This is a genomic window from Streptomyces sp. NPDC053426, assembly GCF_055585405.1.
This window is the reverse complement of record NZ_JBVJKE010000029.1, coordinates 47,279-65,316: the sequence shown is the minus strand read 5'-3', so window position 1 is coordinate 65,316 and position 18,038 is coordinate 47,279. Positions and strand designations below refer to the sequence as shown.

The following is an 18,038-nucleotide window of genomic DNA, read 5'->3' as shown; positions in this document are numbered from 1 at the left end:
AACCTCTACTTCACCGAGGACGAGCTGACCCGCGTCGACGGGGGCGGGAAACGGTAGCCCCCCCGTTAGGTTCGCGGTCCGGGCGGGCGCCGGCGGGACGCTCGCCCGGCCCGCGCCGGACGCGTGGGCCCGCTCGGCCTCCGGTGACCCCGCGGAAGGCGGGTCACGCCCCCTCGGGCACCCGGTCCAGGAAGCCGTACACGGTGCGGACGCGGTCCTCGGCGTCGAGCGTGATCACGTCCGAGCCGGCGACGGGGGCCGAGCCGTCCGCCCGGTTCACCAGCTCCCAGGAGAAGCGCGCGGTGTCGTGGTGGCCGTCGACGTTCCCCGCGAGCCGGAAGACGAAGCCGGGGAACTGCTCCCGCGTCGCCGCGATCACCGCGGTGATCGCCTTGTGGCCGAGGGCGTCGGACAGCGGGTCGGTGTAACGGCCGTCCGCGGCCCACACGTCGGCCACCGCCTTGGCGCGTGCCGCGGCGCCGTCGGCGTTCCAGGCCTCGAAGTAGCGGGCGACGACGGCGTCGTAACGGTGGGTGGCTGTGGTCATGGTGGATTCCCCCCAGGGAGGTCGTGTCTGCCGGTCGGACGGTGGATCCCGGTCGTGGTGACCCGGTGCCCCCACCTTGCCCGCGCCCCCGGTCCGCGGTCGATTACCTCCGAGGTCGTATGCGGCCCGTCGGCCGCACCCGCACCATTTCGGCCAGCGGCGGCGGTGAATATGCCAGGAGACTGGCCGGAAACACGTGGTGACAGTGTTTCAGCGGTGAACATACTCGACTAGCGAGAGCGCTTCACACCGAGCGACGGCGCCCTCACGCACAGCATGCGAGCCACGAGGCGGGCAGCCGGCCCGGCCCGGCGGGCGAGCGACGCAGCGGGGGAGGGAACGTGCACGACGAATTCCTGTGCCATGTCACCGCGTACGGGGTCTGCGACGGCCGGCGCATCGGCGTACCGCTCGGCACCTACCGGGCGCCCACCCTCGCCCTCGCCCTGTGGTGGCTGCGCGACCGTGCCCTCTGGATCGCCGAGCGCCTCGACCCGCGGCCCGACGTCGAGCACTTACCGCCGGGGGCGCTCGTCCCCGTCGCCGACGGCGTGCCCGACGTCCCCGCCGTACTGCGCGCCTGGTGCGGCGACGTCGCCCGGCAGGATGAGGTGGCCGAGACGCTCGCCGCCGGGCGGATGGTGCGCCTCGCCACCGGCGACGACACCACCGAGTACGAACTGCTGGCCGAGTCCGTGGACGCCCTGCGCATGCAACGCGCCGCCCGGATGTTCAATGTCCCCGTCGCCTGAGAAGGTGCCGGGCGGCCGGTCGACGGGCTGTGGTCACTGGGCGGTGCCGGCCGCGAGGAGCACCGGTACGGGTGTCCGCGTCCGCCGACCCGCAGGCCGCCCGGCGCTTTCCGGGGCGCACGGCCGCACCCCGGCCGGTGACGCCGGGCACCCGAACGGGCCAATGGGTAGAATCCAGACATGGCGGAGCGACTGGTCGCCCCGGAGCTCGTCCTGGAGACCGAGACGGGCTCCACCGTGATGAGTCCGGTCCGCGACTACCACGTGGGACGCGACCCGTCGAGCGACATCGTCATCGACGACGCCCGGGTCTCCTGGCACCATGCGGTGCTCCACCCCGTGGACGGCCGCTGGACCGTCGAGGACGAGCACAGCACCAACGGCACCTACGCCGACGGCCGGCGCGTCCGCGCCCGGGAGGTCGGCCCCGGCAGCGTCCTCCACTTCGGCAATCCCGACGACGGCCCCCGTGCCGTCCTCGCCGCCCCCGCACACGACCGGCCGCAGGCGGTCTCCCGACCCGCCCTCACCCACACCTTCCGGCAGCCGGTCTCCGTACGACCGCTGCCCACCCGCACCGTCCGCATCGGCCGGGACCCCGACAACGACCTGGTCGTCGACGACCTGCTCGTCTCCCGGCACCACGCCGAACTGCACGTCCACGCCGACGGCTCGTACGAGATCCTCGACCTCGGCAGCCACACCGGCACCTACCTCAACGGCGTGCCGGTCGACCGGGCCGACATCCTTCCCGGCGACATCGTCGGCGTCGGCCACTCCGACTTCTCCCTGATCGGCGACGAACTCCAGGAGTACGTCGACACCGGCGAGGTCTCCCTCGACGTCCAGAACCTCACCGTCGCCGTCGACCGGGGCGCCAAGCGCCTCCTCGACCACGTCTCCTTCCCGGTGGGGGAGAAGTGCCTGCTCGCGGTCGTCGGTCCGAGCGGCGCCGGCAAGTCCACCCTGATGAACGCGCTCACCGGTCAGCGCCCCGCCGACCACGGCACCGTCCTCTACGACGGCCGCGACCTCTACCACGACTACGCCGAGCTGCGCCAGCGCATCGGCCTCGTACCGCAGGACGACATCCTGCACACCCAGCTGACCGTCCACGCCGCCCTGTCCTACGCCGCCGAGCTGCGCTTCCCGCAGGACACCGCCCAGGCCGAACGACGGGCCCGGGTCGACGAGGTGATCCGCGAACTCGGCCTCGCGGAGCGGGCCCGCCAGCATGTGCACAGCCTGTCCGGCGGACAGCGCAAACGGGTCAGCGTCGCGCTGGAACTGCTGACCAAGCCGTCGCTGCTCTTCCTCGACGAGCCGACCTCCGGCCTCGACCCCGGCATGGACCGCTCGGTGATGCGCATGCTGCGCGGCCTCGCCGACGACGGCCGGACCGTCGTCGTCGTCACCCACAGCGTGCTCAGCCTGGACGTCTGCGACCGGCTCCTCGTCCTCGCCCCCGGCGGCAGGGTCGCCTACTACGGTCCCCCCGGTGACGCCCTCGCCTTCTTCGGCTTCGAGCACTGGCCGGAGGCCTTCGAGGCGTTCGAGCAGCAGCAGGACCGGGACTGGGCGGGGCGGTACCGCGACTCCGCCTTCCACCGGCGGTACGTCGTCGAGGCCGCCGCCCAGCCCGAGCGGCCCCGCGAGGAGCCGGTCGTCGTGGGGCCCCCGCCCCGGCCGCGCGGTTGGGGCGCCCAGCTCCGCACCCTGGTCCGCCGCTACACCGCCGCGCTCGCCGCGGACCGCACCTTCCTCGCCGTCATGGTCGCGCTGCCGTTCGTGATGGGCGCCATGGCGCGGGCCCTCGCGGGCAGTGAGCTGACGCGCAGGTCCGCCATGAACGCCCTGCTCATCCTGTGCGTCGGCGCGGTCCTCACCGGCGCGGCCAACGCGGTGCGCGAACTCGTCAAAGAGCGGGTGATCTACCAGCGGGAGCGGGCCGTGGGCCTGTCCAGATCGGCGTACCTGATGTCCAAGGTGGTCGTGCTCGGCACGGTCACCGTGCTCCAGGCCGTGGTGCTGACCCTCGTCGCACTGCTCGGCGTGGACCTGAACGCACCCGGCGGCGAAGGCGTGCTGATGCCGCCCCTTGTCGAGATCACCGTCGCCGTCGCGCTGCTCGCCTTCACCGCGATGATGCTCGGCCTGCTGGTCTCCGCGATGGTCCGCAAGGAGGAGGTGACGATGCCGCTGCTGGTGCTGCTCGCCATCGTCCAGGTCGTCTTCTGCGGCGCCCTGCTGCCGCTCGACGGCGTGCTCGTGCTGGAGCAGCTGGCCTGGCTGGTACCCGCCCGCTGGGGGTTCGCCGCGATGGCCGGCACCATCGGGCTCCCCGCGCTCTCGCCCGGAGACCTGAGCCGTGATCCGCTCTTCGCGCACACGGCGGACGTGTGGCTGCTCGCCGTCGGCATGCTGCTCGCCCTGTCGCTGGTCCTCGGCCTGCTGGTGTCCCGTCTGCTGCGGCGCCACGAGCCGGCCGTGATGCGGGTGTAGGCGCCGACGGCGTCGGCCGCCGCGCCTCCCGCCGGGACTTCGTCGCGGCCCTACGCACCGCGGCCGCGGGCGGCGGGAGCACGGCCGTGACCGGCCGTCCGGCGATGCCGGGGGAGCCGCGGGCGCCCGGACCCGACGCGGGCGAGGACCGGCCCGGGCCGCCGCGCCGGGCGCGGCCGGCGTCTGGTCCGCGGGTGTGAACCCGGTCAGTGGCCGGTCCTGCCCCTCCGGCGTACCCCTCGCGCCGACAGCGCCCCCGCGAAACCCGTGACCAGACCCCACAGCAGGGCCAGGCCCAGGGTGCTCCACAGGCGTGGTCTCAGCAGTACCCGGCCGGAGAAGCCCTCGCCCAGGTCGCCGATGCCGAGCACGGACAGGCCGAACCGTGCGGAGATCCGGGCCATGAGGCAGATCATCAGCACGGTCAGCGCCAGCGCCACCGCCATGTGCACGGCGTGCCGCCAGGCCCGCACCCCGGCCGGGGAGCGGGTCGCCATCAGGAACGCGGTGGCCAGCAGCAGCACCGCCGTCACCACCAGCAGCCACCACCACTTCCCGCCGTCGTGCTCGGTGAGCGTGCCCAGGTTCAGGGCGGAGACGTCCGGTGTGCGCAGCACCTCGTCGAGCACGTGCGGCATGGGCAGCCCGAAGGGCCCCTCCACCCTGCCGTCCCAGGTGGCACCGAACCCGATCGTCAGCGCCGGCCAGACCACGTTGGGCAGCCCCAGCAGGATCACGGCGAACGTCTCGGCCGGATGCCCCCGGGTGGCGGCGACGACCAGCGCGACGACGAGGCCGATGACGACGGCGGCCAGCAACAGCAGCACCATCGCGTGCGCCGCGGGACGCACCGACGTCTGGAAGCGCAGCAGCCCGGCCGGCAACGGGGCGCCGCGGGACACCATCAGCGCCACCAGCAGCACCCCCGCCAGCCAGAGCAGGCCGATGAGGACGGTCGGCGGCACGTCGGTGGAGAACCCCACCACCGGCCTGATCCCGAACAGCTCACCCAGGTCACCGAGCGGGCCGTCGCCGAGGGAGAGCTCGTAGGTGTGCCGCGCGGCGAGCGCGAGGCCGAGGACCGCGAGCAGCCACAGCGCGGCGATCCGCGCCGCCCACCCGGCCAGCTCGGGCGCCCCGGCGACCGCCCGGTGCCGCAGCGGGCGCAGGAAGCACCGGCCGACGACCAGCGCCCCGGTGAGGGTGACGGACAGCGGGACGACCGTCAGACCTCCCTCCGCGCCGGCCAGCTCGCCGGCGTCCCCGGAGAGCTCCACCGTGCCGCCGACGGCCGTGACCACGGTCGCCGCGACCACCTGGGGGAAGGAGCCGTCCGGGAGGTCCGTGGCGCCGGCCGCCCACAGTCCCAGCGCGGCCACCGCGCCCATGGCGGCCATCGCGCCGAGTACCGTGGCGAGGGCCTGCGCCCAGCCGTGGCGGGCGGCCGGACGACCGGAAGGGGTGCGTGAGCTCACCCCTGCACGCTAAGCAGCCCCGGCCCGCCCCGCCCGCCGGGAGACCCTAACCGGGACGCCCGTGGCCCGTCCGGATCACCAGGGCGTGGTCGCCGAGGCCCAGCAGGCGGCCGGCCGGCAGCTCGCCGAGGGTCGTCAGGACCGCCTCGATGCGGGCGGTGGCCGGATCGAACGCCGCGTCGAGCACGGTGCCGCGCTCCTCGCCGCACTCGGTGAGCACCCTGCTCCCCACCAGATCACGGTGGGGCGGGACCTCGGCCGGCCGTCCGGCCGGGCGCGCGATCAGCATGTCCGGGCCGACCGCGCCCAGGGCGCTCCAGGCCACCACGGCCTCCCTGCGCAGCCGCCCGCGCCGTATCCGGACATGTGTGACCTCCCCGGACGCCGCGTCAACCGTCAGCGCGCGGACCACCCCGACCCGGTCCGCGTCGCCCGGTGTCAGGACGGGCAGCCCGCGCACCCGTGAGAACAGCATCATCGGACCGCGCCCCTCTCGCGGTCGTGGTGGGCGCCGGCCCGGGCGACGAAGGCCGGCAGGTCGTCGGTGACGTACGTCGTCGCGTGCGCCGGGATCACCAGCGTCCGGCCGGAGACGCTCAGGACCTCGCCCCGCGGCACGTACACCTGGTGCCGGCGGTGCCGGGAGCGGTGCACCAGCTCCCGGTGCGCGGCGAGCCGGAACGCGACGAGCCGGCCGCTGGTGCCGCCCTCGACCAGCACGTCGAGCACCGTGCCCACCAGGTCGCCGTCGTCGGTCAGCACCTGCGCCCCGAGCAGCCGCCCGCGCAGGGCGTCCCGGCGCGCCACCGACAGGGGCAGGTCGCACAGCGCCCCCTCGTCGCGGACCATCACCGCGTGACGGCCCAGGCAGTGCACCGCCGGCCAGGGCAGGTCCTGCGGCAGCGGGCCCGACATCAGGGTCCGGCCGGTGAGGGTGAAGCTCGCGATCCGCCCGGCCGCCGGGTCGAAGACCGTGTCCTTGACATGCGCCACGGCATCGCCGCCCAGCGTCACCACGGGCAGCGTCGTCAGGCTCCGTACCGCCGTCAGTCCGTTCATGGCGCCCCTTCCGCCGAACCCGGCGGAACCCGGGTTCCCCGCCCCGCGGGGGCGAACACCGATCAGGGGGACTGCGCCGCGAGAGTCGGGGTACCAGGACTGGTGCAGATTCGTCCGGCCGGCCCGGCTTCGCGGAGAGAAACGAGCATGACCTACCACCTGGACGGGGCAGTGATACCGACTGGTTTCGACGTGCCCGTGGAACCGCTGCGGCGGGCGGCACACTTCACCGGCGAGCCGGGGTGCATCGCCGAGGCGCGGACGTTCGCCGCGCACTTCCTCCAGCGGCTGCGGACCGAATGGTGCGCCACGATCGACGAGCGGACCGACGGCGCGGTGCTGCTGGTGGTGAGCGAACTGGTCACCAACGCGGACCGGCACAGCGACGGCCCGTACATCCTGGAGCTGGAGGGCACCGACACCGCGCTCACGGTGGTGGTCTACGACAGCAGCGCCAGCCTGCCCCGGGTCTTCCCGCGCGACCCCGAGCGCGTCGGCCGGCACGGTCTGGAGATCGTCCGCGCGCTGGCGCGGGACGTCACCGTCGAACACGTGCCGGTCGGCAAGCGCGTACGCGCGGTGCTGAACCTGGGCGCCGCCTGACCGGCCGCGCCGCCACCCGCCCCGTCAGGCGCAGCCGAGCTCGCCCAGCATGCCCTCGCGCAGCCGGGTGATGATCCGCTTGATCAGACGGGACACGTGCATCTGCGAGCAGCCGAGGCGCTCACCGATCTCCGCCTGGGTGGCCTCCTCCACGAACCGCAGGTGGATGATCTCCCGGTCGCGTTCGCTGAGCTCGGCCATCAGCGGAGCGAGCGAGTGGAAGTCCTCGACGAGGCGCAGCCCCTCCTCCTCGACGCCGATGAAGTCGGCCAGGACGGCCTCGCCGTTCTCCGGGCCGTCACCGGTGAGGGCGGCGTCCAGCGACGACGAGTTGTACCCGTTCGCGGCGATCTGCCCCTCGACGACCTGCTGCTCGGTGATGTTCATCAGGGTGGCCAGCTCGCCGACCGTGGGCTCCCGGTCCAGCCGGCTGGCGAGCTCCTCGCGGGCCTTCGCCAGCTCGACCCGCAGCTCCTGGAGCCGGCGCGGCACGTGCACGGCCCACGTGGTGTCCCGGAAGAAACGCTTGATCTCACCGACGATGTACGGCAGCGCGAAGGAGGTGAACTCGACCTCGCGGGACAGCTCGAACCGGTCGATGGCCTTGATCAGACCGATCATGCCGGTCTGCACGATGTCGTCCATGTCGTCGCCGCGGCCGCGGAACCGCCCGGCCGCGAACCGGACGAGGGACATGTTCATCTCGATGAGGGTGTTGCGCGCGTACTGGTACTCGTGCGTGCCCTCCTCCAGCTCCGCCAGGCGACGGAAGAACTGGCGGGACAGCTCCCTGGCGTCGCGCGGGGCGACGGCACGCGGATCCACCACGTCCCGCGGATTCCCGTCACCCGTCCCGGCCTCGGTGTGCTTCTCGGCTACCTGCGCCTGCGACCGGATCACGGCGGTCCTCATTACCTCTCCCCACGAACGTCACGGCTGACATGTGCCTGAGACCTGCGAGTACCCAGGTCGCACGGACCCATGCCCACCGAGTTCCGGGAGGATCGGAACCGCGGTGCGCACCGGTCGTCACTCGTACGTCCGATGGTACGGGGAAGTGGCCCGTACGGCGCTTCGGGCCGTTCCCCGGAGCGCCTTCACTCAGGGCGGAACGCCGCTCCCTTCCCCTCGGGGCCGGAATTCCTAGGCTGAGGAGGTGACCAATCAAGAGGTGACCGGCCCAGCGCCGGACCGTGCCCGTGTCATCCCCCTGCGCCCCGGCCCGCCGCCGGACCCGGCGGCTCCCGCGCCCAGGGAACCGCTGCTGCGCGACCTCGTCGGGGACGTGCTGCGCAGCGAGCGGCTCGCCCAGGAACGGACGCTGAAGGACGTCGCCGACGCGGCCCGGATCTCCATGCCCTATCTCTCGGAGGTGGAGCGGGGCCGCAAGGAGGCCTCCTCGGAGGTCCTCGCGGCCGCCGCCCAGGCGCTCGGCCTCGGCCTCGGCGACCTGCTGACCCGGGCCCACGGGGAACTGGTCCGCGTCACCGCCCGGCGGGCCCTCACCACGACCCGGGGAGCATCCGGCTCCGCGCACGACGGACTCTGCCTGGCCGCCTGACCCGCGCCCGGCGCCTCACACCCTCGCGAGGCGCCGGGCCAGCACCTCGTCGGCCAGGCCGTACGCCACGGCCTCCTCGGCGGTGAACACCTTGTCGCGGTCCATGTCGGCCCGCAGGGTCGCCACGTCGTGGTGCGTGTGCCGGGACAGCACCTCCTCCACCTGGGAGCGGATCCGCACCATCTCCTTGGCCCGCAGCGACAGGTCGGACGCCGTGCCGCGCGTCCCGCCGGCGGCGGGCTGCCCGAGCAGCACCCGCGCGTGCTCCAGCACGAACCGCCGCCCCGGGTCCCCGCCGGCCAGCAGCACGGCCGCCGTGGACGCCGCCTGCCCGACGCAGAACGTCGAGATCGGCGCCTGGACGAACGTCATCGTGTCGTAGATCGCCATCAGCGAGGTGAACGAGCCGCCGGGGGAGTTGATGTAGACCGCGATCTCGCTCTCCGGGGCCGACGACTCCAGATGGAGGAGCTGCGCGATGACGACGTTGGCGACCCCGTCGTCGATCTCCGTCCCCAGGAAGATGATCCGCTCGGCCAGCAGCCGGCTGAACACGTCGTAGGACCGCTCGCCCTGAGGGGTGCGCTCGACGACGTTCGGAATCGTGTACGACCCCATCACCGCAGCCCCATCCTGGGCCGGGCGGCGGCCGGACGGACGTCGTCCAGCGACTCCACCACCCGGTCGACCATCCCGTACTCCCTGGCCTGCTCGGCGGTGAACCAGCGGTCCCGGTCGCCGTCCCGGGAGATGGTCTCCGGGGTCTGGCCGGTGTGCTCGGCGGTGATCCGCTCGATGGTCCGCTTGGTGAACTCCAGGCTCTCCGCCTGGATCTCGATGTCGGCGGTGGTGCCCCCGATGCCGCCCGACGGCTGGTGCATCATGACGCGCGCGTTCGGCAGGGCGTAGCGCTTGCCGGGCGTGCCGACACAGAGCAGGAACTGGCCCATGCTGGCCGCGAAGCCCATGGCCAGGGTCGATACGTCGTTGGGGATCAGCCGCATCGTGTCGTAGATGGCCAGGCCCGCGTGGACCGAGCCGCCGGGGCTGTTGATGTACAGGCTGATGTCGGTGCGCGGGTCCTCGGCGGACAGGACCAGCAACTGCGCGCACACGCGGTTGGCGGACACCTCGTCGACCTGCGTGCCGAGCAGCACGATGCGCTGCGCGAGGAGCTGGGCGGCGAGATGGTCGTCGAACCGGGTCGGCGGGGTGTCGCCCTCCTCGGCCCGGGGCAGCGGGACCGGCCACGGGCCGGCGGTGAACGGAGACATCGGCGCTCCTGAAGGTCGCTGGAACGCGGCCGGGACGACCGCGTTCCTCCACTCTCGACCGGCCCGCCGGGCCGGCGGGGAAATCTCTGCCCGTGGCAGATTCGCCACGGGCAGAGCGCTCGTCCGTGCCGCGGTCCGGACCGTTTTGGGGCCGCACCGATGAGTTCCGGGGCGGGGTCGGGTCACCACTCATGACCGTGTTCCACGCCCGGGAGGTACTCATGACCACCGACGGATTCACCACCTGCCTCTGGTACGACGGCCAGGCCGAGGAGGCCGCGAACTTCTACGTCTCGGTCTTCGAGAACTCCGGCCTCGGCGACATCGTCCGGAACACCGGTGCCGCGCCCGGCGCCGAGGGCTCCGTGCTCACCGTCGAGTTCACGGCCAACGGCCAGAAGTTCGTCGCGCTCAACGGCGGGCCCGAGTTCAAGTTCAACGAGGCGATCTCCTTCCAGCTCGACTGCGCGGACCAGGCGGAGATCGACCACTACTGGGAGAAGCTCGTCGAGGGCGGCGGCGAACACGGCCCCTGCGGCTGGCTCAAGGACCGGTTCGGCGTCTCCTGGCAGGTCAACGCGGTCCGGCTGACCGAGATGTGCGGCGACCCGGACCGGCGGAAGGCGGACCGCGCCATGAAGGCCATGATGTCGATGGGCAAGCTCGACATCGCCGCCCTGGAGAAGGCGTACGCGGGCGAGTGAGGCGGCCCGCTCCCCGTACGGCGCGTTCACCCGGCGCACCCGGACGACGGGGCCCGTGCACGCGTGGGGCGGCGCCTTCACGGTGACCGGCGTCACCACCCCGGGCGGGCCCGGCCGGTCCGCCCGGACATGGCATGATCGGGCGCATGCGTGAACGAGTTGTGGCCGCGTGCGACGGGGCTTCGAAGGGGAACCCGGGACCCGCCGGCTGGGCCTGGGTGGTCGCCGACCGGTCCGGGACGCCGGTCCGCTGGGAGGCGGGAGCGCTCGGCAGGGCCACCAACAACATCGCCGAACTCACGGCGCTGGAGCGGCTGCTGGCGGCGACCGACCCCGCCGTACCGCTCGAGGTCCGGATGGACTCGCAGTACGCCATGAAGGCCGTCACCACCTGGCTCCCCGGCTGGAAGCGCAACGGCTGGCGCACCGCGGCCGGCAAGCCGGTCGCCAACCAGGAACTCGTCGTCCGCATCGACGAACTCCTCCAGGACCGCTCGGTCGAGTTCCGCTACGTCCCCGCCCACCAGGTCGACGGCGACCGGCTCAACGACTTCGCCGACCGCGCGGCCAGCCAGGCGGCCACCGCCCAGGAGGACGCCGGCAGCGAACTGGGCTCGCCCGAGCCGCCGGCCGCCCCGGACCGCCCGGCGGGCGGCGCGGCCGTGCGCGGGTCCGGCGGGGCGAGGACGCCCCGGCAGCGCGGCGGCTCCTCGTCCCGCACGATCAAGGCGAAGTTCCCGGGCCGCTGCCCGTGCGGACGGTCGTACGCGGCCGGCGAGCCCATCGCCAAGAACGGCAAGGGCTGGGGCCACCCCGAGTGCCGGGCGGCGGCCCGGAGCGTCTGAGCGGGCGCACGACGACGGCGGAGCCGCCCGCGGGCCGGGCGGCACGGATGACAGACTGACCCCCATGGACGAGCGCACATTCGACAGGTCGCAGCAGCACGCCTCCGTGATCGGTCTCGGCACATGGCAACTCGGGGCGGACTGGGGCGACGTCGACGACAAGGAAGCCCTCGCGGTGCTGGAGACCGCCGCCGAGGCCGGCGTCACCTTCTTCGACACCGCCGACGTGTACGGCGACGGACGCAGCGAGCAGACCATCGCGTCGTTCGTCGGCGGGCGGCCCGATCTGCACGTACTGGTCGCCACCAAGATGGGCCGCCGGGTCGACCAGATCCCCGAGAACTACGTTCTGGACAACTTCCGCGCCTGGAACGACCGCTCGCGGCGCAACCTCGGCGTCGACCGCGTCGACCTGGTGCAGCTGCACTGCCCGCCGACCCCCGTCTACTCCACCGACGAGGTCTTCGACGCCCTCGACACCCTGGTGGAGGAGGAGCGGATCGCCGCCTACGGCGTCAGCGTGGAGACCTGCGCGGAGGCGCTCACCGCGATCGCCCGCCCGAACGTGGCGAGCGTGCAGATCATCCTCAACCCGTTCCGCATGAAGCCGCTGCGCGAGGTCCTCCCGGCGGCCCGCGAGGCGGGCGTCGGCATCATCGCGCGCGTCCCCCTCGCCTCCGGACTGCTGTCCGGCAAGTACACCCGGGACACCGTCTTCGCCGAGAACGACCACCGCACCTACAACCGGCACGGCGAGGCCTTCGACCAGGGCGAGACCTTCTCCGGCGTCGACTACGCGACCGGCGTCGAGGCCGCCGCGGAGTTCGCCGCGCTCGCCCCCGAGGGGTACACGCCGGCCCAGCTCGCCCTGCGCTGGATCATCCAGCAGCCCGGTGTCACCACCGTCATCCCCGGCGCCCGCTCGCCCGAGCAGGCCCGCGCCAACGCGGCCGCCGCCCGGCTCCCGGAGCTGCCCGAGGCGACGCTCACGGCGATCCGGGACCTCTACGACCGGCGCGTCAAGGACCAGGTGGAGGGCCGCTGGTAGCGGCCGCGGACGTCACGGCTCCAGGAGCAGCTGCCGTTCCTGCTCCTGGTCGCCGGAGGCGGCGCCCTCGTCGCGCGCGGTGAAGGACCGCGTGAGGGTGTCGCTCGCCCGCCGCACCGCCTCGGGGGTGCCCTGCACGGTGACGGTCACCGGCGCCGACAGCGGACCCGCGTCCGCGGCCCCGGCCGCCGCCCGCTTCTCCCCGGTGAACGTCGCCACGCGGACCGTCGCGTGCTCCGCGGAGGGACGCTGGTCCGCGTCCCCGAACGTGCCCTCCAGGACCCGGACGACCGCCCGGGCGTCGTCGACGTCCCCGCCGCTGAACGTCACGGTGAGCTGGGTGTCCGACATGCGTCCCACGACCTCCTGGCCTCGGTGTCATCGCCGTCCGTGTAACCGTGCCCCGCACCCCCAAACCGGCGACCGGCCTGGGAGAACGGCGGCTTTCGGGGCATCCGGGGAGGGAGACCCACGGAAAGGGAGGCACCGTGCCGGACAAGGAGCAGGGCGAGATCAGGCGCCGGGGACGGAACGAGACCGAGGAGGAGAGAGCGGACCGGATGTGGACGGAACTCATCCAGGAGGTCCGCGTCGCCCAGATGGGGGTGCAGATCCTCTTCGGGTTCCTGCTGACCGTCGTGTTCACCCCGACCTACGCCAGACTGTCCGACACGGACCAGATGATCTACCTCATCACGGTGGTGCTGGGCGCCTGCGCCACCGGCGCCCTCATCGGCCCGGTGTCCCTGCACCGGCTCGTCTCCGGACGGCGCATCAAGGCGCAGGCCGTGCAGTGGGCCTCCCGGCTCACCCTGCTCGGCCTCCTGCTGCTGCTGGCCACCACGAGCTGCTCCCTGCTGCTCATCCTGCGCGTGGCCACCCACGACGACTTCGTCCCGTATCTGGTGGCCGGGGTGGTGGCCTGGTACCTGCTGTGCTGGTTCGGCCTGCCGATGTGGACCCGGCACCGCCACACCACGCGCTGAGGGGTTCAGTTCCCGGTGAGGACGTCCGCGAGGAAGTCGTCCACGCGGACCTCCTCGCACCCCGGCGGCACCACCAGCCGGGTCTCGTGCAGGAACTCGCCGACGGTCTCGGCCCACGCGAACACCACCGCGTGGTGCCGGCCGCCGTCGGCGTGGGCCTCGCCGAGGAACTCCATCCGCAGCTCCCGCCCCACACCCCGGGACTCCGGCCGCAGCCGTACGTCCCCGACGCCGACCGGGCGGGCGAGACCCTCGGTGACCATCTCCCGGTCGAGCTGCCAGCGGGCGAGGACCCGGCCGTCGTGGCTGAAGACGATGGTGACGGCGAACGGGTCGGACGGGTCGTAGCTCAGGTGGGCGAGCACGGGAAAGCGGTCCGTGTCGCCCGCCTGGAGCTCCACCACCAGGGTCTTGTGCACGAACGAGTTCACGAGAGGGCCTCCGGGAAGTACCGACGTAGAGCCCTCTAGTACCCCGTATCCACGCAAGATGCTCAGCCCTACGGGTGAATCACCGGCCGTGCGGGGCCGTCGGGGCATCAGCCGAGGGCGTCCCGCAGCGCCGGCAGCAGCGTCTTCTCCGACCAGTCCAGGAACGCCGGCTGCGACTCGCCGCCGATCTGCACCAGGGCGATCTCGGTGAAACCCGCCTCGGCGTAGGGGCGGACGGCCTCGACGAAGTCCGCCGGATCGCTGCCGCACGGAATCGACCCGGCGACGTCGTCGGGCCGGACGAACTGGGTCGCCGACGCGAAGGAGTCCGGGTGCGGCAGCTCCGAGTTGACCTTCCAGCCGTTGCCGAACCAGCGGAACTGGTCGTGGGCGCGTTCGACGGCCGCGTCCCGGTCGGGGTCGTAGCACACCGGGAGCTGCCCCACCCGCGGCTTGCCCCGCCCGCCGTGCCGGTCGAAGTCGTCGAGCAGCTCCGCCTTCGGCTCGGTGGCGATCACCAGGTCGGCGAGCCGGCCCGCGAGGGCGCAGGACCGCTTCCCGGACACCGCGACGCCGATCGGCGGCGGCTGGTCCGGCACGTCCCACAGCTTGGCCGACTCGACGTCGAAGTGGGTGCCCCGGTGGTTCACGTGGCCGCCCTCGAACAGGGCACGGATGATCTCCACCGCCTCCTCGAGCATCTCGTGCCGCACGTCCACGGACGGCCAGCCGCCGCCCACCACGTGCTCGTTGAGGTTCTCGCCGGAGCCGAGCCCCAGCCGGAACCGGCCCTCGGACAGCAGCTGCACCGTCGCCGCCTTCTGCGCCACCACCGCCGGGTGGTAGCGCAGCGTCGGACACGTCACGTACGTCATCAGCGGGATGCGCGAGGTGGCCTGCGCGGCGGCGCCCAGCACGCTCCAGGCGTACGGCGCGTGACCCTGCGACGCCAGCCAGGGGAAGTAGTGGTCCGAGGTCACCGAGAAGTCGAAGCCGGCCTCCTCGGCCCGCACCACATGGTCGACCAGCTCACGGGGCCCGGCCTGCTCGGTCATCATCGTGTATCCGATTCGCACCATATCGCCCGGGTCCCCCGGCCCGGGCGGGGAAAACGATGGATCGCCCGGCGGCGCCTCGGGCAGGATGCCCCTCATGACTGCCCACCCGCTCCCCACCGCGGACCCCGCCGCCCAGGGCGTCGACGCGTCCGGCGTCCACGCCTTCCTCGACGCCCTCGAAGCCGCCCCGGACATCGAGCCGCACAGCCTGATGATCCTGCGCCACGGCCACCTGGTGGCCGCCGGCTGGTGGGCGCCGTACACCGCGCGGCGCCCGCATCTGCTGTACTCGCTCAGCAAGAGCTTCACGGCGACCGCCGCCGCCCTCGCCGAGGCCGAGGGACTGCTCGACTTCGACGCCCCGGTGCTGTCGTACTTCCCGGAGTTCGAGGCCGACATCACCGACCCGCGCAGCCGGGCGATGCTGGTCCGGCACGTGGCGTCCATGGCCAGCGGCCACGAGAGCGAGACGGTCGACGCGGCGTACGGCACCGACCCCGCCGAACCCGTGCGCGGCTTCCTGCTCCAGCCGCCGCAGCGCGACCCGGGCACCGTCTTCGCGTACAACCAGCCCTGCACGTACGCCCTCGGCGCGATCGTGCAGCGGGTCACCGGGCAGACCCTCACCGACTATCTGCGGCCCCGGCTGTTCGACCCGCTGGGCATCGGCGAGACGCTGTGGCAGCGGGACCGCACCGGCCGCGAGATCGGCTTCAGCGGACTGCACGCCGCCACCGACGCCGTGGCCCGCCTCGGCCAGCTGTACCTCGACGACGGGGTGTGGCGGGGCGAACGGCTGCTGCCCGAGGGATGGGTCGCCCGCGCCTCGCACCCGCACATACCGACCGCCGGTGCCATGGGGGAGCGGGACCGGCAGGACTGGGACCGCGGTTACGGACACCAGTTCTGGATGTCCCGGCACGGATTCCGGGGCGACGGGGCGTACGGGCAGTTCTGCCTCGTCCTGCCCGAGCACGACGCGGTGATCGCCGCGACCACGGCGACCGAGCGGATGCAGGAGTACCTCGGCCTGGTCTGGCGGCACCTCCTGCCCGCCTTCCGCCCGGCGCGGCTGACCGGCCGTCAGGCCGCGGACACCGCCCTGCGCGAACGCCTCGAACGGCTCGCCCTGCCCCCGGCCGACGGCGGCCCCGTACCGCCGGAGCGGGCCGGGGACTGGTCCGGCGCCGCGTTCACCCCGGAGGGCGGGGGCTGCGACGACCAGCCGAAGCTGACCGCGGCCGAGGTCACGGCGGACGCCGACGGCGGCTGGACGCTGACCCTCACCGAGGACGGTGAACGGTTCGACGCACGGTTCCTCGCCGGGCAGGGATGGACGACCACCGAGAGGCCCGTCCCGACCGCCGAGAGGCCCGTCCCGACCGCCGCGAGCGGCGGCTGGGCCGACGACGGCACCCTCGCCGTGGACCTGGTGTTCCTGGAGACGCCGCACCGCCTCCGGGTCACCTGCTCCCTCACCGGCCGGACCTTCCGGGCCCGCTGGCTCACCCGCCCGCTGCACGAGTGGCCCCTGCGCAAACTGCGCGCCCCGCGCGGCTCAGTCCGCGGCGGGCCGGAACGTCCGTAGGAAGGTCCGCAGGGCCTCCCGGCTCGCGGGTTCCTCCCAGCCGGCGGCCGGGGTCGTCCAGCGCAGCGAGAAGCCGCGCCCGCCGCCCAGCAGGAACCCGCGGCCGAAGGTGCGCACCCGGGCGCCGCCGGCCTCGGCGTACCACTCCAGGTCGGCGGCCTCGCGCCCCTGGTACGTCGTCGCCCGGATCCCGCCGATCCGCTCATAGCCGGCGCCGGACCGCTCCAGGCGCGGCTCCACGTCGTCCCGCCACACGGCCACCGCGTCCGCCCCCACCCGCTCGCTGTAGGTGACGGCGAGCGTGCGCGGGTCCCCGTCGGCGCCGAAGGTGACGCGGTAGCCCCGGTCGGAGCCGCGGGAGGTGTCCAGCCGCTCCCAACCCTCGGGCAGCGCGACGGAGAAGCCCTCCTGGGCGTGGTGGGCGCGGTAGCCGGGCGGGAGACCGCCCGCGCCGTCCGACGGGGTGGGGGACGGGGTGGGCGCGGACGGGGCCCCGGGCCCGTCCGGCGGGCCGGCCGGCGCGGACGCCGACGGCGGCGGCGCGTCGGCGGCGGAGCCGGAGCCGGTGCCCGGCAGCCCCCGTGCCGCGGCGAGCACGGCGACCGCCACCGTGACGACGGCCAGCGCGGTGCCGAGGAGCGTCGTCCGCCTGCCCCGCTCCCGGCCCGCGTACCGCACGGCGCCGGTGCGCCCGCCGCGCGGCCGGGGGCCCGGCGCCGCCGGGACGGCACCCGGCTCCTCCCGCAGCACACGGGTGAGCGCCCCGCGGACCACCTGGCGGGTCAGCCGCTCCCGCGGGTCCTTGCGCAGCAGCCCCTGGACGACCTGGGTGAGCGGGCCCGCCCGTACCGGTGCGCGCGGCGGCAGCCGGTCCACGCCCTTCAGCGTGGCCTCGGGCCGCCCGCGGTCCCGGAACGGCGGACGCCCCTCCAGCATCGTGTGGAGGATCGCGCCCAGCGCCCACAGGTCCGCGGCGGGCCCGGTCCGCCCGTCGCGGGCCTGTTCCGGGGAGGCGTACGACGGTGCCGTGAGCCGGGGCACCAACACCGTGCCGGCCAGGCCGTACCCGGTGACGACGGCCGGTCCGCCCTCGCGCAGGAACACCTGGCCGGGGCTGAGCTCGCCGTGGGTGACGCCCCCGGCGTGCGCGGCCTCCAGCACGTCGAGCAGCTCCAGCGCGACACGGGCGGCCCGCACCGGGGCGAACGTGCCCTCCTCGGCGAGGACCTCGTCGAGCGGTGTGCCGTCGATCCACGCGGTGACGGTCCACAGGAAACCGGACTCCTCGACGGTGTCGACGACGGCGGCGATCCGGCCGGGGCACAGCCGGGCCACGCCCTCCGCCGCCCGCAGCACACGGGAGGGCGCGCGGCCCGCGGCACCGGCCGCCTCCTGCGGGAGCCCGACCTGGGTGACCAGGCACGGGCGGCCGGTCCGCAGATCGTCGGCGTACCAGCGGACGCGGTTGGTCTCGCGATGGATGATCTCGACCAGCCGGTAGCGTCCGGCGACCGGCCGTTCCGTGGAGACGCGCGCCCTGCCCATGGCCATCCCTCGTCGAACCGCCGGCTCCCGCTTCCCCCAGTGGTACGGGGAAGGGGCGGG

At 73.8% G+C, this 18,038-nt stretch carries 20 protein-coding genes; 9 read left to right on the top strand and 11 right to left on the bottom strand.

What is annotated here, in order from left to right; genetic code table 11:
• Positions 1-163: 163 nt before the first annotated feature.
• Entirely contained in the window at positions 164-547 is a 384-nt protein-coding gene (locus ACZ62B_RS36495) for a nuclear transport factor 2 family protein (RefSeq protein WP_468727058.1), read from the bottom strand.
• A 341-nt stretch (positions 548-888) separates the two neighbouring features.
• Between ACZ62B_RS36495 and ACZ62B_RS36490 the strand changes: the two genes are divergently transcribed.
• Both ACZ62B_RS36490 and ACZ62B_RS36485 read left to right on the top strand, forming a co-directional pair.
• Positions 889-1,299 carry a hypothetical protein gene (locus ACZ62B_RS36490; RefSeq protein ID WP_468727055.1) on the top strand — a complete coding sequence of 137 codons (411 nt, stop codon included), beginning with the start codon at positions 889-891 and terminating at the stop codon, positions 1,297-1,299.
• Positions 1,300-1,479: 180 nt separating this feature from the next.
• Positions 1,480-3,801 (top strand): ABC transporter ATP-binding protein/permease, encoded by a 2,322-nt coding sequence (locus tag ACZ62B_RS36485; RefSeq protein ID WP_468727052.1) that lies wholly within the window; start codon positions 1,480-1,482, stop codon positions 3,799-3,801.
• 206 nt (positions 3,802-4,007) lie between these two features.
• On the opposite strand, the gene ACZ62B_RS36480 is transcribed toward ACZ62B_RS36485, so the two are convergent.
• From ACZ62B_RS36480 to ACZ62B_RS36470, 3 genes are read right to left on the bottom strand one after another with little or no spacing between them, the layout of a single operon-like run.
• Positions 4,008-5,276: a streptophobe family protein gene (locus ACZ62B_RS36480; RefSeq protein ID WP_469693697.1), complete on the bottom strand. Its 1,269-nt coding sequence runs from the start codon at positions 5,274-5,276 to the stop codon at positions 4,008-4,010.
• Between the two features lie 46 nt (positions 5,277-5,322).
• Positions 5,323-5,754: a PRC-barrel domain-containing protein gene (locus ACZ62B_RS36475; protein WP_344569582.1), complete on the bottom strand. Its 432-nt coding sequence runs from the start codon at positions 5,752-5,754 to the stop codon at positions 5,323-5,325.
• On the bottom strand, positions 5,751-6,335 hold the full coding sequence (locus ACZ62B_RS36470) for a PRC-barrel domain-containing protein (RefSeq protein ID WP_469693695.1): 585 nt from the start codon (positions 6,333-6,335) through the stop codon (positions 5,751-5,753). The genes ACZ62B_RS36475 and ACZ62B_RS36470 overlap by 4 nt, the downstream gene beginning before the upstream one ends.
• Before the next feature lie 147 nt (positions 6,336-6,482).
• Here ACZ62B_RS36470 and ACZ62B_RS36465 point away from each other — a divergent pair, with 147 nt between their 5' ends.
• The gene (locus ACZ62B_RS36465; protein ID WP_344569585.1) at positions 6,483-6,938 is read left to right on the top strand and encodes an ATP-binding protein; all 456 of its coding nucleotides are present in this window, start codon (positions 6,483-6,485) and stop codon (positions 6,936-6,938) included.
• Positions 6,939-6,962: 24 nt separating this feature from the next.
• Here the strand turns inward: ACZ62B_RS36465 and ACZ62B_RS36460 are convergent, their stop codons facing one another.
• Positions 6,963-7,850 (bottom strand): RNA polymerase sigma factor SigF, encoded by an 888-nt coding sequence (locus ACZ62B_RS36460; RefSeq protein ID WP_344569586.1) that lies wholly within the window; start codon positions 7,848-7,850, stop codon positions 6,963-6,965.
• Between the two features lie 259 nt (positions 7,851-8,109).
• Here ACZ62B_RS36460 and ACZ62B_RS36455 point away from each other — a divergent pair, with 259 nt between their 5' ends.
• Positions 8,110-8,499: a helix-turn-helix domain-containing protein gene (locus ACZ62B_RS36455; RefSeq protein WP_344569703.1), complete on the top strand. Its 390-nt coding sequence runs from the start codon at positions 8,110-8,112 to the stop codon at positions 8,497-8,499.
• Between the two features lie 15 nt (positions 8,500-8,514).
• Here the strand turns inward: ACZ62B_RS36455 and ACZ62B_RS36450 are convergent, their stop codons facing one another.
• Entirely contained in the window at positions 8,515-9,117 is a 603-nt protein-coding gene (locus tag ACZ62B_RS36450) for a ClpP family protease (RefSeq protein WP_344569588.1), read from the bottom strand.
• Positions 9,117-9,773, bottom strand: a complete 657-nt coding sequence (locus ACZ62B_RS36445) for an ATP-dependent Clp protease proteolytic subunit (RefSeq protein ID WP_344569590.1) — start codon at positions 9,771-9,773, stop codon at positions 9,117-9,119. Before ACZ62B_RS36445 ends, ACZ62B_RS36450 begins: the two co-directional genes overlap by 1 nt.
• Before the next feature lie 221 nt (positions 9,774-9,994).
• On the opposite strand from ACZ62B_RS36445, the gene ACZ62B_RS36440 reads away from it, so the two are divergent.
• From ACZ62B_RS36440 to ACZ62B_RS36430, 3 genes are all read left to right on the top strand, one after another.
• Positions 9,995-10,477, top strand: coding sequence for a VOC family protein (locus ACZ62B_RS36440; RefSeq protein WP_344569594.1), 483 nt, complete (start codon positions 9,995-9,997; stop codon positions 10,475-10,477).
• Between the two features lie 146 nt (positions 10,478-10,623).
• Positions 10,624-11,322, top strand: a complete 699-nt coding sequence (locus ACZ62B_RS36435) for a ribonuclease H family protein (RefSeq protein WP_469693693.1) — start codon at positions 10,624-10,626, stop codon at positions 11,320-11,322.
• Positions 11,323-11,386: 64 nt separating this feature from the next.
• Entirely contained in the window at positions 11,387-12,370 is a 984-nt protein-coding gene (locus ACZ62B_RS36430; protein ID WP_344569598.1) for an aldo/keto reductase, read from the top strand.
• 12 nt (positions 12,371-12,382) lie between these two features.
• On the opposite strand, the gene ACZ62B_RS36425 is transcribed toward ACZ62B_RS36430, so the two are convergent.
• Positions 12,383-12,721 (bottom strand): hypothetical protein, encoded by a 339-nt coding sequence (locus ACZ62B_RS36425; RefSeq protein ID WP_344569600.1) that lies wholly within the window; start codon positions 12,719-12,721, stop codon positions 12,383-12,385.
• A gap of 137 nt (positions 12,722-12,858) precedes the next feature.
• On the opposite strand from ACZ62B_RS36425, the gene ACZ62B_RS36420 reads away from it, so the two are divergent.
• Complete coding sequence (locus tag ACZ62B_RS36420; RefSeq protein ID WP_344569602.1) at positions 12,859-13,356, top strand: DUF6328 family protein; 498 nt, start codon at positions 12,859-12,861, stop codon at positions 13,354-13,356.
• Positions 13,357-13,361: 5 nt separating this feature from the next.
• On the opposite strand, the gene ACZ62B_RS36415 is transcribed toward ACZ62B_RS36420, so the two are convergent.
• Positions 13,362-13,787, bottom strand: a complete 426-nt coding sequence (locus ACZ62B_RS36415) for an SsgA family sporulation/cell division regulator (RefSeq protein WP_344569604.1) — start codon at positions 13,785-13,787, stop codon at positions 13,362-13,364.
• A gap of 107 nt (positions 13,788-13,894) precedes the next feature.
• The gene (locus ACZ62B_RS36410; RefSeq protein WP_344569606.1) at positions 13,895-14,866 is read right to left on the bottom strand and encodes an LLM class F420-dependent oxidoreductase; all 972 of its coding nucleotides are present in this window, start codon (positions 14,864-14,866) and stop codon (positions 13,895-13,897) included.
• Between the two features lie 73 nt (positions 14,867-14,939).
• On the opposite strand from ACZ62B_RS36410, the gene ACZ62B_RS36405 reads away from it, so the two are divergent.
• Positions 14,940-16,433, top strand: coding sequence for a serine hydrolase domain-containing protein (locus ACZ62B_RS36405; RefSeq protein WP_469693691.1), 1,494 nt, complete (start codon positions 14,940-14,942; stop codon positions 16,431-16,433).
• On the opposite strand, the gene ACZ62B_RS36400 is transcribed toward ACZ62B_RS36405, so the two are convergent.
• Positions 16,404-17,978: a serine/threonine-protein kinase gene (locus ACZ62B_RS36400; RefSeq protein ID WP_469693689.1), complete on the bottom strand. Its 1,575-nt coding sequence runs from the start codon at positions 17,976-17,978 to the stop codon at positions 16,404-16,406. The genes ACZ62B_RS36405 and ACZ62B_RS36400 overlap by 30 nt on opposite strands.
• Between the last annotated feature and the right edge of the window lie 60 nt (positions 17,979-18,038).